Below are 21,399 nucleotides of genomic sequence, written 5' to 3' on the forward strand. Positions count from 1 at the left end.
AAAACGCTATTTGGGATTAGCCCCGCTTTTTACTCTTGCTCAGCCAGTAACATCAGTTCGCTTTCGGAAATGGATGTCACCAGTTTGAAATTGAAAATCCGCTCTTCCAATGCATCTTCCCCACCTAATCGCTCAGCGAGTAAGGCAATCATTGAAGTGATGCTAGAAGCACGAATAAACTTATCTAACTCAACTTTTACACCTAGGTAGGCATGAATATCTGCCAATACTTTTAATGCACTCAGCGAGGATCCTCCCAGTTGATAAAAGTCTGCTTCGATATCAACATCCGTGAGCCCAGTCGACGCCTGCCAGATTTCTGCAAGAAAATGCTCAGCTTCGGTACTGGGTAATTTCGCCCCTTTTTCTTTTTCTTTAATTGCGATTTCGATAAGGGTTTTCTTGTCGGTTTTTCCATTTACCGTCAGAGGGAAGGTATCCAGCACAACGACTTGTTCTGGCACCATAAATTGCGGTAATTGCTGCTTCAGTGCAGCTTGTGTTTTGCTTTCCACTTGTGCCTTGTTGATGCTGTCATCAGAGACAATCACAAACGCCAACAAGCGTTGAATTTTTGGCTCTACCGCGACCACGCACTCTGCTATCCACGGCAATTCATTTAATCGACTGCTGATTTCGCCAAGCTCAACGCGCAAGCCTCGCACTTTCACCTGTTCGTCGTTGCGCCCAATGAACAACAGCTCTTGGTTGTCGTCCCATTTAACTAAATCGCCGGTTTTGTAAATTTTGCCCGCGCCAAACGGATTCGCTAAAAAGCGCTCATCTGTCAATTCTGGTCTTTGGTGATAACCCATGGTCACACCTAAACCGCCAATATACAGTTCGCCTTCTGCGCCAAAAGGCACTAATTGATGTTGTTCATCAAGGACATAGGCGTAAGCGTTAGCGATTGGACGACCAATGCTGACCGGATCTTCGGGCTGCTCAAAGCTACGCCATGTTGAATACACAGTTGCTTCGGTTGGCCCATATAAATTGCACACGCGATCGGCCATCTCAGATGCCAATAAATCGCGCAAGATCGCTGGCGGCAGAGGCTCACCCGCTAAGTTGATAACCTTTAAGCTTGGCTGAATTTGATTACCTTTAATTAAGGCTTCAGCGGCGGAAGGTACGGTGTTAATCAACGTCATTTCTACCGGACGCTGAGTAAGTTCAATAATGTTTTCCACTAACACGACTTTGTTGCCTTGGGTGAGTGGATACAAAATTTCAAAAATGGAGAGATCGAAATTCAGTGATGTACTGGCAAGCACTGCCGCACCTTCTTCTGGCGTGAACGAGTCGTTTGCCCATTCGCACAATGCTTTAATATTGCCTTGACTCACCTGCACACCTTTTGGAATGCCCGTTGAACCCGAGGTATACATTAAGCTGGCTTGGTGTGCGTCTTCGCCCGAATTCGCTACGGTTAAGCTTGTGCTTTCCGCTATTAATTCAGACACAAACACCGTGTTGACACTTGCTTCATTCGAAGCATTTTCATCGAACAAGGCTTGTTGTTCAGGCGAATCAATCACCACCCATGTTAAGCCGCTATCTTCAGCAATAAAATTAAGGCGCTCTTGAGGATATTTCTTGTCCATTGGCACATAGCAAATCCCGCACTTCAAACACGCCAGAATTACGGCTATCACTTCGGGCTTACGCTCAATGGAAAGACCAATACTGTCGCCGGTGGTTACGCCTTTGTTTTGTAAATTCGCCGCCACGTTTTCCGCGTGTTGATACAAGGTACGGTAAGACCAACTGCCTGCGGCAAAATCGATGGCGCTGGCGTCCGGTTTGGCATCAACCTGTTGCATGAATTGTTGGTATACGCTCACTGATGGCAACGCCAATTCTGTGCCTTGGCTAACATGCAAGATGAAGGCAAGCTGCTCATCACTTAAGGTGTTTACGTGGGTTTGGTTAGCGTTGCTTTGGGCAGTTTCTAATACTTCTGACGAATGCGAAATTACATGGCAGAAAGAAGCAAAAAAAGCGTTCCAAAAGCCGTGTCGCGTGTCGGTTTTTGGCAATCTTATTTGCACCGTTACACCGTTGTTTTGCGCGTCATTCGCGTTCAACGTTAGTGTGACTTCGGCGATCTCATCTAGCTCAACTTGTTTACCGTTTTCAAGAAAACGTAACGCAAAATCAAACAATCGCCCTTGTTGACGCTCCGCTTGTAATTGACGTTTTATGTTGGCGAAATCATTGTGCTCAATGGCTAAGTGCTGCTGTGCATGAGTTTGCACACTCGCTATCATTTGCAGTTGCGAGATGTGCAATTGAGAAGCCACGCTTAAAGAAGACAAACAACCAAGTGGCCCCTTTAAATGCGCACGAATCGGCAAACAATACTCTTCGTTAAGTTGCGCGAACAATACATCCGAGGTTTGGAAATACTGGCTAATCACCCACGCAAAAGCACTTTGTACAAGCTGTAAAGGTTTAACGTCGAATTGCTCAGCCGTTTGCAGTAACGCATGCCATTGCGCTGCGTCAATGTGGGTTGATTGGTTAACGTAAGTTGATGCCTGATACGCTTCTGCATCAAGTAACCCAAAGGTGGCGCCTTGGCACTGCCACAACCAGTAAGGCAGGTCGCTCGACTTTGCATCTGAATACGGACACAGCACGGTTTCATAAGGCTGTTGATTCACTTGCATTTGATGCCACGCAGGCGCTTTAGGTAACAAGGCTTGTGTTACCTGAGATGCATTAATCTCAGCGCTGGCCAAGGCTTGTGTTACCGCTGTTTGCCAGCCTGTTACCAAGGCCGTTAAGGCTTCTTCTGCTTGGCTAAGCGATGCTTGGTCACAAACAAGTTGCAAACAAGCTTGCTCGGTATTCAGTATTAATTTTGGCATCGCCAACGTTGGCGATTTGGCGTCATGAAGTGCAGCATCGTTCGCACCTAATAACTGCATCATCACGCAGGATGTGCCGTTTTCATCTTCATAAGGCAGTTGTGAAAGTTGCTGACACAACCAATCCACAGGCGCACTTTTGCCTTGCTCTACTGCGCTGAGTTGCGCTAATACCTTGCTTAATTCAAGTGAAAGCGATGCACCTTTAGATTGGGAATTCGCTTCGGAATAAGACAAACATACCGCGCTGCTGTGCTGCTGATGCTGGGTAAACACGCAAACGGGCAATTGATAATGCTGCGGTAAATACCATAAAGCACTGGCGTAAAGTAACTCATCGGCACCGATGTTAAGCGTTTTGGCTTGGTCATGAATGCAAGAAAGCAGGGCATCTGATAACGCCACTGAATGCAGCTGCGTTTGTGCTTCTGTTGTTATTGGCAATGCGTTATTTATCGGCGCTTTCGGCGTAACAGCAACATCTTGGAAGAAGGTTTGCCATTGTCGGTACTGCGCGCCCACATCTGGTAACACTTGCCCATAGCCATAATCATTGGCATGGAAAATACTGTTTTCAATGGCAAGCTCGGGCTCGGTCATGAGAACGCTCAATAACGCCGTTTGTTCCAAAACAAACGCTTTTAGCGTGTCTTCCTTCAATTTGGCGGTATCGTATTGGAAGGTTAAGGTAATTTGCTCCTCCCAGCAGGTCCACTCTTGCACCAGCATAAAACGGCTGGTGCTGCTATTGCTGGGATAATCGTGCATGGTGAAATCACCAAGGCGCGAATCGTCTTGCTGCAAGGTATTGAGCGAGAACATGCAATCTAACGCAGGAATATGGCCGTTTTCTTTACGTAGTCCGGCCATATCAATCAAATTATCAAGCGGCATTTGCTGATAACTCAAGCCTTGTGCCACAACTTGATGCACCTGTTTAGCGAAGTGAATAAAGTCGTGTTGTGCGGGAACCTCTTGACGCAGAAGCAAGGTATTAACGAACAAACCGAAGGTGTCGGCAATGGCATGTTGCTCGCGTCCAGTTGTGGGAGTTGCAACAACTAAGTCGTTGCAACCAGTGAGTTTGTGCAACAAGCAATAGAAACTGGCTAAACCAACGGAAAACAGGCTCAAATTATGCCGACGAGCAAACCCGTAAACAGCTCGGCTCAGGGTTTCATTAAGTTGTAAGTGGACAAATCCACCTTGCATCTGACTCGCATCATCACGTTGCGCTGGCAAGCGAAAACCGGCATAAGGTGTGGCAAACATCTCGCGCCAATAGGCGTCTTCTGCTTGCATGTGATGCTCAACATAACGATTATGCCAGTTTACGTAATCACTGAATTGTGCGCCTTGTTCTGGTAGTGCCTGCCCGGCATACAGCGCTTTTAATTCTCGAATGAAAATATCAACAGACCAACCATCACTTACAATATGATGGAACACCAGTAATAGCAGATCGTGACCATCGTCTAGCTGAAATAGCACAAAACGATATAGAGGGCCTTTTTCCATATTGAATGCTTGGCTTTCAATCTCGGCAATACGTGCATTGACTTCACCTCGCGTACTGGTTTCGCACTGCAATTCAACCGGATATTGCGCCACACGTTGCACAGGTAAAGCATCGTCACCTTGGGTAATCACCAAATTCAATGCCTGATGCCGTGTCACTAAAGTTTGTAAATGCTGCTGTAATATTGCTGGCGCTAGGCGTCCACCTATTTCAAAAGCAACATTGATGTTGTACACACCGAGGTCTGGATACAAATTCTGAATCAACCAAATCCGTTGTTGAGCATGACTCAGCGCCCATTTATCCTGCCCGTTTGATTGCACTTGAATCAAATGATGTCCACCGTACTGGGCATCTGCGCCTTCGTAGGTATGACTTAATACTTCAATTTGCTCGGCAGACAACTTCTTCATTCGCCGCATACCTCTTTTTTATTATTATTGACTTCACGCTCGGCTGCTTCGTGCTGGGCGTACACTTCCATATAGGTTTGTGCGATAAGATCAGCGCTCGGAGCCTGCTCAAGATGCGCAGCGACAAACGCAACGTTCGGTTGATTGAAAAACGCAGCTAGCGACACGGATGTGCCAAATAGCTCTTTGACGCGAGCTAACAAGCGGCTGGCTAAGACCGAGTGCCCGCCTCGTGCAAAGAAATCATCTTGCATCGATAAGGAATCGATATGTAAAAACTCGCAGAAAATATGATGTAGGCTGTGCTCAATGGTGTTACGAGGTGCAATCAAACCAAGTTCATCTTGCCAGTGACACACTTGCGCTAAGCGCGCGGTATCAACTTTCCCATTAGCGTTAGATGGCATTTTTTCCACTAAACCATAACGCGCGGGCAACATGTAACGTGGCAAATTCTGACTCAACGATGCTTTTAAATTGTCGAGCCAATCGGGTGATAAACAGAAGCTACCGGCTTGCAGATAAGCACAAATTGACTTACCCGAATCGTCAACACACGCTACCGCATGCGTCCCCGTCACTGCATGTAATGCTTCTTCGATTTCCGCCAATTCAATACGATAACCATTGACTTTGACTTGCTTATCAATACGTCCGTAGTAATGGAATAACCCGTCTTCCCCAACACGCACTAAGTCGCCTGTGCGGTAATATCGGCGCGGTTCCTGTTCGCGCGCGCCCTGTTCTTCTATAGCCAAATACACAAAGCGCGATTGGGTTTGTTCATCGAGCTGATGATACCCTTGGGCCAGTCCCACACCTCCAATGTACAATTCGCCCATTGCCCCAGCGGGTAATGGATTACCAAGTGCATCGCATACTAAATGAGTGTAGTTATCCACTTCCGTACCCAATGCCAAACGGCTTTGCGGCATACTGGCTGTCACTTCATTAAGCAGTGAATAAATACACGCCTCTGTAGGTCCATAACCGTTCCAAAGCGCTAAACAGTGATCTTTTATTGGTGTTATCACTGCATCGGTTAACGCTTCACCGGCTAACAACACCACTTGGTTTGCCTTCGCTTGCCAGCCCAACTCCAACAGCAAGTTGGCGCGACTAGGCGTCATTTGCAGCATGTCGGCTTGGTGCTGAATTAGCGCGATAAGTTGCGCGGGCTCATCGGCAACGGAGTGCGATGCAATCACTAATGGCGCACCGCGCACTAACGCACCAATGCATTCAAAGAAGGAAATATCAAAACCGATACTGGCTAACCACAATGTCCGTTGTTGGTCATCTAACCTCATTCGAGAATTCACGGAATTCAGTAAATTAGATAAAGCGCCATGCGGCACTTTTACGCCTTTGGGTTTACCAGTTGTGCCTGATGTATAAAGGATGTAGGCCAAATCGTCGGCTTGTAATTCAGCCAAACTCGCCTCCGCTGTTGATGACACTTGCTCAGCAACATCATTGGCACTGCTCAAGTCACTAAGGCAAACAACTCGACACGAGTTCTCGTGCGGAGGCGGTTCATTTTGGCAAATCACTGCTGCTGGCTGGCAGTCTTGAATAATATGAGCCAAACGCTGCGCCGGTAAGGTGACATCCATTGGCACTAACACCGCGCCGATACGCCACACAGCAAGGAAGCTCGCTAACGCTTGGTAAGAACGTGGTAAGTACACACCAACCACATCACCTTTGGTCACACCTTGTGCGACTAATTGCGTAGCAATTTGGTGACTGAAATGCGCTAATTGTGCGTAGTCGGCCAGTGCCGATTCATCTTCATAAATCGGCGTAGAAGCATGACTTTGGCTCTGCCGTAAAATCGTTTGTGTCACCGGCGTAAACGGCATATGGATATGCCCAACACCATCTGTCACACCAACATTCATACGCGGCGCGGCACTTGTGAATAACTTAACCACAGCATCGTGTTGCGGCGCATAAATAAAGGCTTTTAGCGCGTTAATATAGGTATCGCTAAAGGATTGAATAAAGCCTGCATCAAAGAAATCAGGTTGGTACAGCCAACTTAAACTGCACCCTTGCTCATGCTCGACAGCCGCCAAAGTAAGTTCGTATTTCGCCACGGACTCCCACCAGCTAGATGGCGCAGGTTCAATATGCAAAGCGGGACTTGGTTGAGCACTCGCTTCGGTTTGCGGCGTCGCTTCTCTGGCTTCGAACGAGAAGAACAACTGGAACAAGGGCGAACGTTGCAAGTCGCGCACTGTCACCACTTTTTCAACAATGGCTTCAAACGGATAGCTCTGGTGTTGCTGTGCGCCAAGGTGAGTCGCTTTTAGCGATTGGCAAAACATCTCCAAGGATTGCGTCCACTCGATGCGCTGGCGCAAACAAACTGAGTTGATAAAACAACCCAACATATTTTGCACTTGCGCTTGGTTTCGGTTTGCCATTGGCGTACCAATAAGTACATCATCGGTAAAACTGTAGCGCCCAACCGTGAGTGCAAATACCCCTTGGAGCAACATAAACGGCGTGATGTGCAACTGTTTCGCTTTGCCGATTAATGCCTGATATTCATCATAATTTAAGCTGGAGTGGGTGACTTCACCTACGCTTTGCACTGGCGCTGCGTCGGTGCGTTTTGGCAAACTATGGAAAGGTGGAGCATCGTTAAGTTGTTGTACCCAATATTGCTCACTGGTGATAAACCGTTCCGACTGGCTTAGAGACTGCTGCCAACGAGCGTAATCACTGTAACTAAAGGCTAATTCTGGTAAATCGAGTGACGCTTTGGCTTCAACACCCGATGCACGCTGAATTTGCTGCAAATATAAAGCAACAAAGTCACGCTCAAGGAGCTGCATCGACCACGCATCACCTGCAATATGATGCAAATTGAAAATCAACACCTGACGCGTTTCAGCCAACTTCACGAGATGACACGAAAGCGGAGAGCCTTGTGTAAGATCCACCGGTTGATGCAATACTTTGGATAAATACTGACGTATCGCAAGAGCTTGTTCATCAGCACTTAACTGACTGAAGTTTTCTTGCTGTAACGGCATGGCAACCGAGGGGTGTACGCGTTGAATAACGCCCTGCTCCACTTCACTTTGTTCATGGTAACTGGTACGTAAAATGGCGTGACGTTGCACTAAAGCCTCTAGTGCTTGTTGAACGGCGTTTACGTCTAACTTGCCATTAACCACATAAGCAGAAGGCATGTTGTATTGCGCGTTTTCTGTTGCGAATTGTTCTACGAACCAAATTCGATATTGCGCGAAAGACACTGGGAAATCGCCTTCTTGCTCTGCTAACGCTTGAATGTTCGGCTCTTGCGCTGTATCTGTTTGTTGTTGCTCTTTGCCTTCAATGAACGCGGCTAACGCACCAATAGTTGGATGCGTGAAAATATCAACAACATGCAACTCAACCGCAAAATGTTGTTGTAAACGCCCCACCAAGCGCATTGCCGAGAGCGAATGCCCGCCTAATTCAAAGAAGTTATCGGATACAGTAATCGAGGCATCGATACCCAAATGCTGTGCCCAAAGTTGTGCAAGCGCCACTTCTACTTGGGTTTTGGGTAAATCTGACTCTGATGTACGAGGACTGATGGGCGGTAATGCGCTCACATCGATTTTATCATTCACCGTCATGGGCCACTGGCTAATAGCACACCACTGCTTAGGCACCATGTATTCTGGCAGTCGGAGCGACAACCAATTTTGCAACGCGTTAAAGACAGAATGTTCTGGGTTTGCTTCTGAACCTGCTCCAGCGACCTGATCAAACGCCATCGACGGTTTAAACTGTACATAGGCGTTCAGTTGCGATTGGCGCTGTGCATCAACCACCACTTTGCAACTTTGTACATGTTCGTGAGCGGCAAGTAAGGTTTCGATTTCCCCCAATTCAACACGATAGCCATGTAATTGAACTTGTGCATCATCGCGTCCAACATAGGTGAGTTGCCCATCGGCGTGAAGTCGCACTCTGTCGCCGGTGAAGTAACATTTACCTTGAATAACACTTGAACCAGCGTCAACCGATTCGGTGAGGGGCGTTGCGTTAAGATTTGAAAAGCCACTGCGTTGCTCAGCGGCACCAATATAACCATCGGCAACACAATTTCCAGCAATCACTAACTCACCAACCATTCCGGCTTGCATAACAGCGCCTTGGGTATTTACCACGGCTAACTGTCGCGCCCCAACAACATGGCCCAACGACACCAAACCGTCATCGAGTAAGGTGGCGTTTCCAGCCACGGCGGTAATGGTGGTTTCGGTCGGTCCGTAGGCATTAATTAGCGTACACTTCATTACCATGGCGCTGTCCTGCCATGCACGCACCAGCGCCGTCGACATAGCCTCGCCGCCAGCAAACATCAGGCGCAACGGGCCTTTTGCTAAACGCGTATCCCATCCTTGAACCTGTGTCATTTCCAACAATAACGCGGGAGGTAAATCTGCAACGCTAATATTGGCCTGTACCAAGAACGCCAAAAAGGCATCTAAACCTTTCGCTACATGGGATTCGTCACTCAGAACACAGGTTGCGCCAGCGCCAAATGCCAGTAATAACTGTTCGATGGAAACATCAAAACTAATGCTCGAAAATTGCAGCACTTTATCTTGCACTTCTATCGGCCAACATTGCTGCATCCCTTGTAAATGCGAGGCTAATGCTTGTCGGCTTACTTGAACCCCTTTGGGCTGACCGGAACTGCCAGAGGTGTAAATGATGTAAGCAGGTGCATTCTCCAACGCCGCAGACGCTTGCAACAATTTGCCTAAAGTTTCTGTGCTCACGCTAGCCGATGCGCCCGCAAGTTGAGCATTCAAAGTAAGATAATGGGCTTGACTGTGTGCCGGTAAATTCAAGCAATTCAGAGCTTCCGGCTGACTATAGATGACCCAAGTCGGGGCGGTGTCTTGCAAAATGTAGTCTTTGCGCGCATCTGGCAATGCTGGATCAATAGGAATATATGTGTTCCCTGATAGCAGGCAGGTTAACGCCGACACGACTTGCTCAATGCCTTTTTTCGCAATGACAGCGATTCGCTCTCCTTGGGGGTGGCCTAATTGTTCAAGCAGTTGATACACCGCTTGCAATAACCCTTTGTAACTTAGTTGCGTTTCATCATGAACTAGCGCGACTTGGTGCCAATAGATGTCATTAATATTCGGCACAATGTTTAGTGTTTTCGCAATCGCTGTTGAATGCACATTGTCTTGTTGCAAATACGCACGATAATCCTGCAACCCTAGCTTGCCAATTGGCAACAAGGTGCTTTCATTTTCATTGTGATGCTCAGCATCTACCGTCAATTGACAAACCGCGTGTAATAAGCTGGACAAGCTAGCCGCTAAATCCGCAATCACTGCCTCACTAAAACAGGCTTTGGCATACTCGAAGCACACGGTTAATGCGTCGTTTTGTCGAATAATGTCGCAGCTTAATTCAAACTTGCCTTCTTCTGCTGTTTGCTCCAATGGCGTTAATTGCACTTCATCTAACGATACTGACGATTGCGTTTCTTCTGCCTGATAAGCAAATAAAAGCTGCGCTAATGGTGGATAGCTCAATGTGTGACTGTGAACGCATTCGGACACCACTTGTTCAAACGGCACGTCTTGGTTTGCCAATGCTTCCAAATGAGTTTGTTTTAATGCCAGTAAATAATCACGGACGCTTTGCGCGGGATCGCAATTGATGCGAATCGCTAACGTATTGACCAATAACCCCACAACCGATTGAAGTTGCGCTTGCTCACGATTGGCCACTGGCATGGCCGTAATAATATCTTGTTGGCCAGATGCTCTGGCGACACTCAGGGCAAACAACCCTTGCAACAACATAGATACGCTTAAGTGATAGTGGCTAGCAATCTGCTGTAAACGCTCTGCACCTTGAGGCAGTAAGATGTTTTGCCAACGCGCAAGGCGCAAATCAGCCACATCGTCACGAGCCTGATAAACGGGAAGTTGATGTAACTCCGGCGCGCCTTTTAGTTGTGATTTCCAGTAGTCTAGTTGTGATGTTAACGACTGTTGGTGTGCCTCGCTGCGTTGCCAAGCGGAAAAATCATCGTAGTCAAAGCGCACGTTTGCGTCTATTGAGTCAACGAGTGACGCTGACGCCGAACTTGCTTTTGCTTTATAGAACTCCGCCACATCCTGACTCATAACCGAAAGTGACCAACCATCACAAGCAATATGATGCAGCGTTAATATTAAGCGCGATTGTGTTGGGCTTAATACCAGTAAATCGCACCGAATAGGTAAGTCTTGCGTTAAGTCGAAATGCGCTTGTGTGCAAGCGTGAGTTTGTTGTAACAACCACGCTTCAGGGGCTATGGCATCGATGTTTGGATCAGCGTCAATGTCGGAAAACAAATGACGTTGCAAGGCAATGCGAGCTTGCGGTACTTTGCGCATCACGACCTTTGCCTTAACCGCTTCCTCGTCCTGCACGCTAACACAACTGTGCAAAGCAACATGCTTGCTCACCAGTGCTTGAAGCGCCTGCTCCAATGCCGTTTCATTTAACTCACCAGATACATCAAAAACCAGCGGGATATGGTAAGCCGCACTGCTGTCTTCTAACTGATGTAAAAACCACATTCTTTCTTGGGCAAATGAAGCAGGGTAATGCGTTTTCGACTTATCTGTCAGCGCAATATCAGCATGAGTTTGAAGTGGCGATTCTGCGTTAGAGTTGGTGGCATTTAGCTGCTCAGCAACAAAGGCCACGGTTGGCTGAGATAAAAAGCGCGCCAGAGGCAAAGATACACCACGTTCACGCTTGAGCATGGCAACAAAACGCATGGCGAGTAATGAGTCACCGCCAAGTAAGAAAAAGTGGGCTTGGGCATTGATGGCGCTCAGGTCAATATTCAATAACGACTGCCACATTTGCGCAACGTCTTGCTCCACTGCGTTTAATGGACGCGCGCTTGGTGTATCGCTCGCTGGGTTTAAGTCAGGTACGGGTAACGCGTTACGGTCAACTTTCCCATTCGCTGTTAACGGCCATTGCTCAATACACAAGTAATGCTGTGGCATCATGTAATCGGGTAACACTTCTGCGGCTTGCGCTCGCCAGCCCGCCAAAGCCTGTTGCCAATTCTCTAGAACAGAGGTATTAGGCTGAATGTAGGCAACTAATACTTTTGCTGAACCTTGCTCAGTTACAATCACATCTGCCGCAAGTATATCTTGCAAAGATTCAAACGCATCAATGATGGCGGAAAGCTCAACACGATGACCTCGAATTTTGACTTGCCCGTCACTTCTGCCTAAGCAAACAAAATCGCCTTGTGCCAGCAACCTTGCGTTATCACCTGTACGATAAACCCGTAACGTTTGCGCTTCGTCTAAATAAGTAAATTTGTCTGCGGTGTTATCAGGCTGAGCCACATAGCCGTGAGCCAAACCATTACCGTACACCAATAACTCACCAAGGCCGCCTATCGGTGCAATGCGACCGTGTTGGTCAAGCACTAACGCGCCTCGTCCATCTAATGCCTGCCCAACAGGCAATTGTGTGCGAACTAAATCTGCTTGAGACAACGACTTCATGCAGCTAAATACGCAGTTTTCTGTAGGTCCGTAACCATTAAAAATGTGAAGATGAGGAAAACGAGACCACACTCTACGCAATGCGTTTTTATCTAGCATATCGCCGCCCACCAGCAAATACGTGAGCGCGTTAAGTTGTTCTGGACGATGCTGGCTCCATTGGGTAAATAGCCCAGATGTCAGCCACAAAGTGTTAATATTTTCACTCGAAAGCGCGTGGTTAATGCCTTCTAAACTCAGTACATCTTCGCCAGTAAAGTGCAACTGACCACCGTTAAGTAAGCAGCCCCAAATTTCATAAATAACCGCATCAAAGGCCATAGCAGCGGTTTGTAAACAGCATGTTTGTGAATTTAGCGGACTTGGATTGTGACCGAGCACTAAACCCGACACCGCCGCATGACTCATTTCCACACCTTTGGGCATGCCAGTTGAACCACTGGTGTAGATGATATAAGCCGATTTACCCGGATTGGTGGAAACTGTTTGGGTTTGGGTTTGGGTCTGCTCTGCTTCGGCTAATTTTGCAGTAGTGACGTTTTCAATTGGCACGTAGACGCACTTAATCGTGTGTGGCAGACCGTCAAAATTCGATGCTGATGAAGCCAATAGCACGCAAGTAACATTGGCATTTTGTACGATGTACTGTGTACGTTGCACCGGATTTGCCGCGTCAAGTGGCACATATACGGCTCCCAGTTTAATCAACGCTAAAATGCGGATAACGGTGTTTATGCTGCGTGTGGCTTCAATGCCAACCCGATCCCCTTCACACACACCTAGCGCGTGAAGTTCAACAACCAAGGCATCGCTTAACGCATTTAACTGCGCGTAGCTTAAACGCTGTTGAGGGTCGCTTAAGGCAATGTTTTCTGGTACTTCGCGAACTTGACGTTTGAATCCTGCATCCAGCGTGATTGCTTCCACTCGCGCGCTTTCTAAAACCGAATCGGTAATCGCTGAACTGATTTCTTGATGACCTATGTTCATTAACGATGAATTGGCACCAGAAGCCGTTTCAGTTTCATCAACCAGATCATTAATCACACGCTGAAAATGGGCAACAAAGGCTTCCATATTGGCTTTGTCGAACGCGGAACGTAGATAAACCAACTGGCCTTTTACTGCATTCGCTTGCGGCATAATTTGCAACATGATATCCGACTTCACCGTGCTTTCCGGCAAGTTATAATGACTTACTGGCAAGCCTGTGGCGCTAAAGTCCGGCTGATGCTCAACCAGTAACATCACTTGCGACAAGCTGCGAAAATGCGCTTGTTGACGCTGAGATACTTGCCTTATTAGGGTTTCATAAGCCACATGTTGGTTCGCGGTCGCCGCTAGATGCGTATTATGAACTCCCTGCCAAAATTCGTTGATTGATTGTGTTGGCAGGCATTGAATACGTAGCGGCAATAAATTAACAAAATGCCCGATTGTATGCTCAAAACGCGCATCATCCCGCCCTGAAAATGGGGCTATAAGTGTGATGTCGTCACGGTTAGCGAAATGCGATAAGCTCAACGCTAACGCCCCCTGCATAAATTCGAATAAAGAAATGCCATGGGCAGAAAGTGTGAGTTGTAATTTCACAAAAGTTTGTGCATTTAGCGCGAAGTCGATTGTTTCCCCAAGGGCATCATTTTCACGATATAAAGAGGAGCTAGGCTCAACTTCTTGTGATACATAGTCTCGCTGGAGGTAATCATCGCAATTCAACTCAGCCAGTTGCGCATCCCAATACTGACAAGCATTTTGGTAATCCTGACTATTAGTAAAGTCTCGCTGGGCGGTGGCGTAATCAACATAATCTACGTTTAACGGTGCTAACGCCTCCGTGGCATGATGAGAAGCAGGGCTATCTGCCGCAAGCAGTTGTGCATAAATGCTGGCAAATTCTTGCTCGAATACGCCTAACGACCAACCATCCATTGCAATATGATGAAACACCATCACCAAAATGAGGTGGTTATCGTCTACACGCCAGTAACCGGCGCGCAATGGTTGCTGTTGCGTTAAATCGAAAGGGGTTTGAATGAAATCTTGTAATCGAGCATCACGCTCCCCAGCCGACTTTTGTGAGCCTTGTTCATCTCCCAGCAAAACGAATTCGCAGTCGACTGGCGCTTGTACCTGCATTTGCAACTGCTCGCCATCAAACTGATAGGTGCTATGCAAACACACATGTCGCGCCACCACTTGCGTTAACGCTTGGTTTGCTAGCGACATATCTAACGCGGTACGCACTCTAAGCAAAATAGGTAAATGATATAAGCCGCTGTCTGCTTGAGACTCTTGATGCAACCAAAGTTGCTGTTGTGCTGGTGAGCAAAGATGAACACTGCCGACTTCACGCATAACAAGACTGGATGATGTTGCACCTTGCAAATAGGCAATCAAATCGTCTTTTAAGGCTTTAATGTTTGCGGCAATCTCCGGTGTGATCGCGCCGGGCGCAGCTTGCGTGGTCAATTTACCTTGCTTTAGAGCAAAGCGAATATTCTTATCCTGCGCCAATTCCAACAAATTTTGCAGTTGCGTTGCCGTTACCACTCGACCTCCTCCACTTCTGTTGAAGTTGTCGACGTTAACGATGCCAGCAAGTTAGCTTGGGTTTCCAAGGTGAGGTTTTGCATAAGCTGTAACAGGGAAACATCCACCCCAAACTCATTCATCAATGCAAAACGCAAGCGCAATAGCAGTAGTGAGTGACCGCCAACTTGGTAGAAGGAGGACTGCGGTGCTAACACTAATTGCGCGTCACCTAGCACTTGCTGCCACAGAGTTGCAATGGTTTGCTGTTGTGGTGATAAGGGCACGGCTTGTTGTTGATTATGCTGCTGTACGTAGTCTTCTGACAGGCGTTTGCGATCGGTTTTCCCATGTGCGTTAACAGGCAATGTGTCGTAGCTAAGAAGATGCGTTGGCACCATATAACCGGGTAATTGTTGGCTTAACGCGTCGCGTAGTGCTTGAACGTTTTCTTGTTGTGGGCTGATGAATGCCACGATATGCCCGTTTTCACACATAACTAATGCTTGTTTTACTGCTTCTTGTTGCAATAAAACCTGAGTAATCTCATCTAGCTCAATACGACGACCATGCAGCTTCACTTGGTGATCCTGTCGACCATAAAAGCGCAACTCACCGTCTTTACCGTAGGCCACACGATCGCCGGTTTTATAAACGCGCAATGTTTGCGAAGCGGCCACGTTGTCGCTCTCAATATCATAAGAAACGAACGCCGCATCTGTACGATCTTGATCTTGGTAATAGCCCGCAGCCAAGCCTTCTCCAGACAAATACAATTCGCCCATTGCCCCTTCTGGCAAAATCACACCCGCACTGTTTACCACCAGCGCTTTAGTGCCATCTAAGGGTTTGCCGATAGGCACATTGTGACTGTCGTTCACCTGACACTCGTGCCACGTCGAGTAAGTCGTGTCCTCACTTGGACCATATAGGTTGTAAACCTTAAGCGCCGGATACTCTTGAGTGAGATGGCTAAGCAAGGTGCCAGTTAAGGCTTCACCTGCAAGATTAAGGGTATTCACGCTGGCAGGAATAAGTTGTTGTTCAAGTAGAGCATTGGCAACAGAAGGCACGGTATTAATAAGTGAAACCGGTAATGCCTGCTCTGCCAGTTGCAAGATATTGTCGATAAGATAAACACTGCCGCCACTGCACACAGGTACAATCAGCTCAAACACTGAAATATCGAAGGTGACTGGCGTTGCCGCGAGCACACAACTTAGTTGCTCAGCCGAATACGTATTCTGCGCCCAATTAATTAAGCTGTTGATGCCTTGATGCATCACACTCACCGCTTTGGGTGTACCGGTTGAACCGGAAGTGAAAATCAAATGGCTTAACTGTTCTAAGCTGCCGGGCAAAGGTAACTCAGCCGTGTCGGTAATAGCGGAAATCTGGCTTTCAAGGGCATCATCTAGAACTTGAACAGGCACGCTATACGCTTCCGAGGCCATATTTGGCGCACACACGAATAATCGGCTTTGGCTTAAACTCAGCACTTGATTAATACGTACACTTGGCCATTCTGGGTCGACCGGCACATACACAGCTTGGCATTGCCACACTGCTAATATAATGGCAATTAGGTCAGGTTCACGAGCCAAACACAGCGCGACTCTGTCACCCGCTTCTACTTGTTGCTGTTGCAACCATGTCGCGTATTGCTGCACACGTTTACCAAGTTGCGCGTAGTTTAAGCTCGCACCTTGGTGATGGACTGCTGGCGCTTCTGGCTGTGCTGCTACTTGATACCAGAAGCGGGATAACGCGTGTTTTTCAGGTCCCGAGATTTCTGGCGATTGCATCGCTTGTTGCAATGCCTTTTGCTGCCAAGGGGAATGCGGCAAATGACGTAATGTGGTGTTGGTAATATCTAGCGTTAACAGTTGCTCAATGATAAAGCTCAAGTGCGATGCCATTTTTTCGATACTGCTATGATCGAACAAATCCGCTGCGTATTCCCAATCAAAACACCAGCTTTCATCTTGTTCGATGCAGCTAATACTGAGTGGGAATTTCGCCTGCGTCAGCAACGATGGCACAAAATCCACCTGCAAACCGCTAAATTGCGCCTCGTTCACTGGCGCTTCTTTTTCATACAAGAACATGGCATCAAATACTTGCTCACCATCAGCAGCAGACAACCCAAGTAATTGAACTACTTCATCGAAGGCGAGCGTTTGATGCTGATGCGCTTGCATTACCGATTGTTTAACCGCATCAAGTTGTGCAGCAAAACTGGCCTGATAATCCACACGATGGCGCAGTAACAAGGTGTTGGCAAAGAAGCCAACAATGGGGTGTAGCTCTTGTCTGTCACGCCCTGCGGTAACGCTAGCAAGCACAATGTCATCTTGCCCGCTAAAGTGCGATAACATCAGGTTCACTGCGAACAAACACACCGGATAACTCGAACTATTCACCTGAGATAGTAATGGCGAAAGCTTGTCGCCAAAGTTCACTTGGTGACGATAGTAACGAGCTAGCTGGGTGTTGCTCTGCCCTTTACTGCGATCATAAGGCAAGCTCAAACTGGTTGCGGCACCTTCTAAATATTGCAACCAGAACTCGCGCTCTTGTTTTGCCTGAGCGAGTTGTTCATCGCCTTGTTGCCAAACGGCGTAATCGGCATATTGCAACGCATCGGTTTTCGTTTCAGGTTGCTTACCCTGAAGTAACTGCGCGTATATATCGCCTAGTTCTTGGAAAATGATATGCGTCGCAATGGCATCCACAATGGCGTGATGGAACAAGCAGAAAACACGCACCTTTTCAGGGCTGAAACGCATTGCTGCAAAATGGAATAGTGGTGCGTTATCCAGCGCAATGGGCTGATTGATAATGCTGTTTAAGTAATCTTCTGCAAGGTTACTTTGCTCTTGCGGGTTTTCGTTGCTCACGTCTTCCACATGTAACGGCACAGCAAGCGTTGCCAACACTTCTTGCATGGGCTCACCCGCTTGCTCAAACAAACGAGTACGCAGGATTTCGTGTCGTTGCACCAATATCTGCATGGCTTGCTCAAATAACGGCAATTGCAATGCACCAGATACATCAAATACCACTGGCACCAAATATTGTGAACGTGCGGGGTTTAACTGCTCAATGAACCACAAGCGACGCTGCATAGATGACGCAGGGAAAACATTGTTTTGCGATGCATTACGTGGCTGTTTACTAATGGGTTGTAACGCGGGTTCATCGTGTGTGACAGCGGTTTCTAATACCTTGGCTATCTCACCGAGTGAATTGACTTCGTACACCCGATTAAGCGGAATCGTGGTGTCAAACTGTTTGTCGAGTTTGTTAACTAACAAGGCCAATAGCAAGGAGTGACCACCTAACGCAAAAAAGTTATCCGCAAGAGACACTTCCTCACGTTTTAACAACGATTTGCTTAACTCAATTACCGCATGTTCATAAGGCGTTTCTGGCAACTTGGCATCCGCTTGAGGGCCTGCAATCGCAACAAATTCTCCAGTTTGCCATTGCTGCACCAGCGTACGACGGTCAATTTTACCCGTGGCTGTTTGTGGTAATTGTGGCAAGGTCACAATTCTGTCGGGGATCATGTACGCCGGCACTTTTACCTTAAGCGCTTCTTTAATCTGCGCTTCATGCTGACTTTCCTGCGACGACTTAACGCACACCCACGCGACTAATTGCGCTCGGCTTTTTTCACTTTCTGGGATCATGGCGACCGCAGCTTGGGTGACATCAGTCACATCCAATAAGCTCGCTTCCACAGAAGATAACTCTATACGGAAACCTCGATTCTTTACCTGTCCATCAGCACGGCCTTGATAATGCAACACGCCATCGTATGTAAAACGACCAATATCACCTGTGCGGTAAGCTGGCATAGGTGTCTCAGAGGTAGGGCAATACTCAGTGAAAGCTGATTGGGAGGATACATCTGCACCTAAATACCCTTGAGTGACTTGTTCTCCAGCAATGATAATTTCGCCCCATACGCCTGGCGGCACTGGCTGCATTTGCGCATCCACCACCGCAATAAAGGTGTTAGGCATGGGATGACCCAGCGCTGCGATCCCTGTTTTCGTTTTTGCTTCGGTGTCTGCCGTTTCGGCTAGATGCGCTTCACGAGAAACCGCATCGGCTGTCACCGCCACCGTGGTTTCTGTTGGTCCGTAAGTGTTCATCAATTGAACATGGGCTGGTATAGCGTTAAACCATGCCGCCAATTTCTGGCTAGGTAAGGCTTCTCCACCAACAATGACTAAACGTAACCGGCCGCAGTCGATAACGTTTTCAGGCTCCGATAACTGCTCAACTAAGATTTGCCAAAACGCTGTGGGTAAATCGAGTACGGTAATGCCATGCTGCTGGCAATAAGGCCAAAAGTCATGTAACCGTTGATGCAGGTCATTCGGGCGAATGTGTAATCGCGCGCCGCTCCACAGCGCAGGGAAAATTTCCTCCACACTGGTGTCGAAGCTAAGACTGGAAAATTGCAAGACCGTATCTTCGGTGCTGATGCCGTAAGTTTGCTGCGCAGCCTGACAAAAATGACGCAAGTTATGATGCGATACCTGAACGCCTTTGGCTTTTCCTGTACTGCCGGAGGTAAAGATAACGTAAGCGCGTTGCTCCTTAGCAAGAGCGGCCGTCACAGGCACATTCAATGCGTCAACCATTGGCGCTTCTTGATTCACAATGAAGGCTAACTGTGCAACATCCAAAGTGTTATCTTCAGCGACGCGCAATACCAGCGCACACTGCGCTTGTTCAATAAATTCTTGTTTTTTCGGCAACGGCAATGCCGGGTCTAGTGGCAAATACGCCGCTCCCGCTTGCATAATCGCTAACATGGCAATCACCACATCCATTGAACGTGGTAAATCGATGGCCACAATATTGTTAGCACTAACGCCGTTTGCTTGCAGTTGTTCCGACCAATACCCTACCTGAGCCAGTAACGCTTGATAACTCAACTCGCGCGCATCTTCACTTAAGGCAATGCTATTTGGCTGAGTTTGGGCAAAATGATTTAAAGCGTGTAACACCGAATCAAACTGTGGCTCAGCTAACGCTCCCTGACCAAAATTCGTGAGTATTTCGCGCTGCGTGTCGCTGACAATATTAAGCTGACTCATGGGCTGAGAAGCATCACTCAGTATAGACGTTAACATCGCCGTATAGGCATTGGAGATGTTCTCAATAGCCTGTTTACTGAACAAATCTGAGTTGTATTCGAAAATCGCAAACATGCCTTCTTCAAACAAACTCAGGTTAATATTCAAGTCTAATTTTGACGAGCCCGTGTCGCCGTTTAGCAAATACACATAATTTTCTAACGACTTAGGCCAAGGCGTATTTTGAAAATCGAACCCGGCTTGGAATAAAGGGTTATGCGAGCGATCATGTTGGAATTCTATTGCTTCTAAAATCCTGCCCAACGGCAAAGACGCATGCTCCATGTCGGTCATCATTTGCTGATGCGTCAATTTCACGAATTCGGAAAAGGATTGGGATAAGTCCAACTGCCCGCGCATAGGTACATTTTCCGAGCACATTCCAATGAAACTACGGAAATTTTCGTCATCGCGATTGGCTCGGCTTACTCCCAAAATAATGTCGTTTTGCCGACTAATTCGTGCTAACAACAAATAAATCGTGGACAAGAAAAAGCTAAATAAAGTGACATGTTGCTGTTTAGCAAATTCGGTAATTTGTTGTCCTTGATGTTCATCGATCCGATTAACCAACAAGGAACCATTAAAGGTTTGGCGCTCGCCTTTCGGCTTATCAAACGGCAACGCAAGCTGCTCAGAGCAATTCGCAAGCCGCGCTTTCCAATATTCGCTAGCTCGCTCGGCTTGTTTTTCGATTTGTTGTTGCTGATGCTTCACAAAGTCTTTGTAGCTATGATTTAGCTTGCCCAACATGGGTTTTACACCATCAGCACAGGCAAGGTACGCAGCGGCAAAGTCACGTAAAAAGACACCAATTGACCAACCATCAAAAATAATATGATGTACTGTCATTTGAATCACATGACGCACTTCCGACAATTTCAATAATTCGAAGCGGAATAAGGTGTCTTTTTCTAAATCAAACGGCGTGGAAGCTTGGCGCAATGAGTCTTCAAGAATATAACCTTCCCAATCTTCTGGGATGTCTTCTTGAATGTCTACGAATGGCATGTCGAATGTCACGTTGTCGCGCACCATTTGGCTTGGTGCATTACCATCGAAACTAAAACGTGTACGCAATACCGGATGCCGCGACACTACATATTCAAGCGCGTTTTTGACAACGGAAATGTCATTGATTGGACCATTTAGCACAATGCTCAACGGCATGTTGTACGCAGCACTTTGCGGGTACAAACGCTGATGCATGAAAATATCACGCTGACCAATCGCCAACGGGTATTTGCTCGCTCGACTTTTTAGGAGTTTTTGCAGTGCGGCGCGTTTTTCCTCGGCGCTCATCGCATCAATATTTATATTACTCATTCTCTGCCG

Annotated in this window: 3 protein-coding genes; all 3 read right to left on the reverse strand. The window is 47.3% G+C overall.

The window, feature by feature from the left end:
* Positions 1-29: 29 nt before the first annotated feature.
* The 3 genes from HJG39_RS05750 to HJG39_RS05760 are packed head-to-tail and all read right to left on the reverse strand — an operon-like array spanning position 30 to position 21,390.
* Positions 30-4,808 (reverse strand): non-ribosomal peptide synthetase, encoded by a 4,779-nt coding sequence (locus HJG39_RS05750; RefSeq protein WP_268407706.1) that lies wholly within the window; start codon positions 4,806-4,808, stop codon positions 30-32.
* A complete protein-coding gene (locus HJG39_RS05755; protein ID WP_268407709.1) occupies positions 4,805-14,929 on the reverse strand; it encodes a non-ribosomal peptide synthetase in 10,125 nt (3,374 codons plus the stop codon). Before HJG39_RS05755 ends, HJG39_RS05750 begins: the two co-directional genes overlap by 4 nt.
* Positions 14,923-21,390 (reverse strand): non-ribosomal peptide synthetase, encoded by a 6,468-nt coding sequence (locus tag HJG39_RS05760; protein WP_268407711.1) that lies wholly within the window; start codon positions 21,388-21,390, stop codon positions 14,923-14,925. The genes HJG39_RS05755 and HJG39_RS05760 overlap by 7 nt, the downstream gene beginning before the upstream one ends.
* Positions 21,391-21,399: the final 9 nt, after the last annotated feature.

Origin of the sequence: Alteromonas sp. a30 (assembly GCF_026788005.1) — a bacterium.
Classification (GTDB): Bacteria; Pseudomonadota; Gammaproteobacteria; order Enterobacterales; family Alteromonadaceae; genus Paraneptunicella.

Coding starts and splice junctions, on each gene's coding strand:
- HJG39_RS05750 (WP_268407706.1), bottom strand. CDS start 4,808: ATGAAGAAGTTGTCTGCCGAGCAAATTGAAGTATTAAGTCATACCTAC.
- HJG39_RS05760 (WP_268407711.1), bottom strand. CDS start 21,390: ATGAGTAATATAAATATTGATGCGATGAGCGCCGAGGAAAAACGCGCC.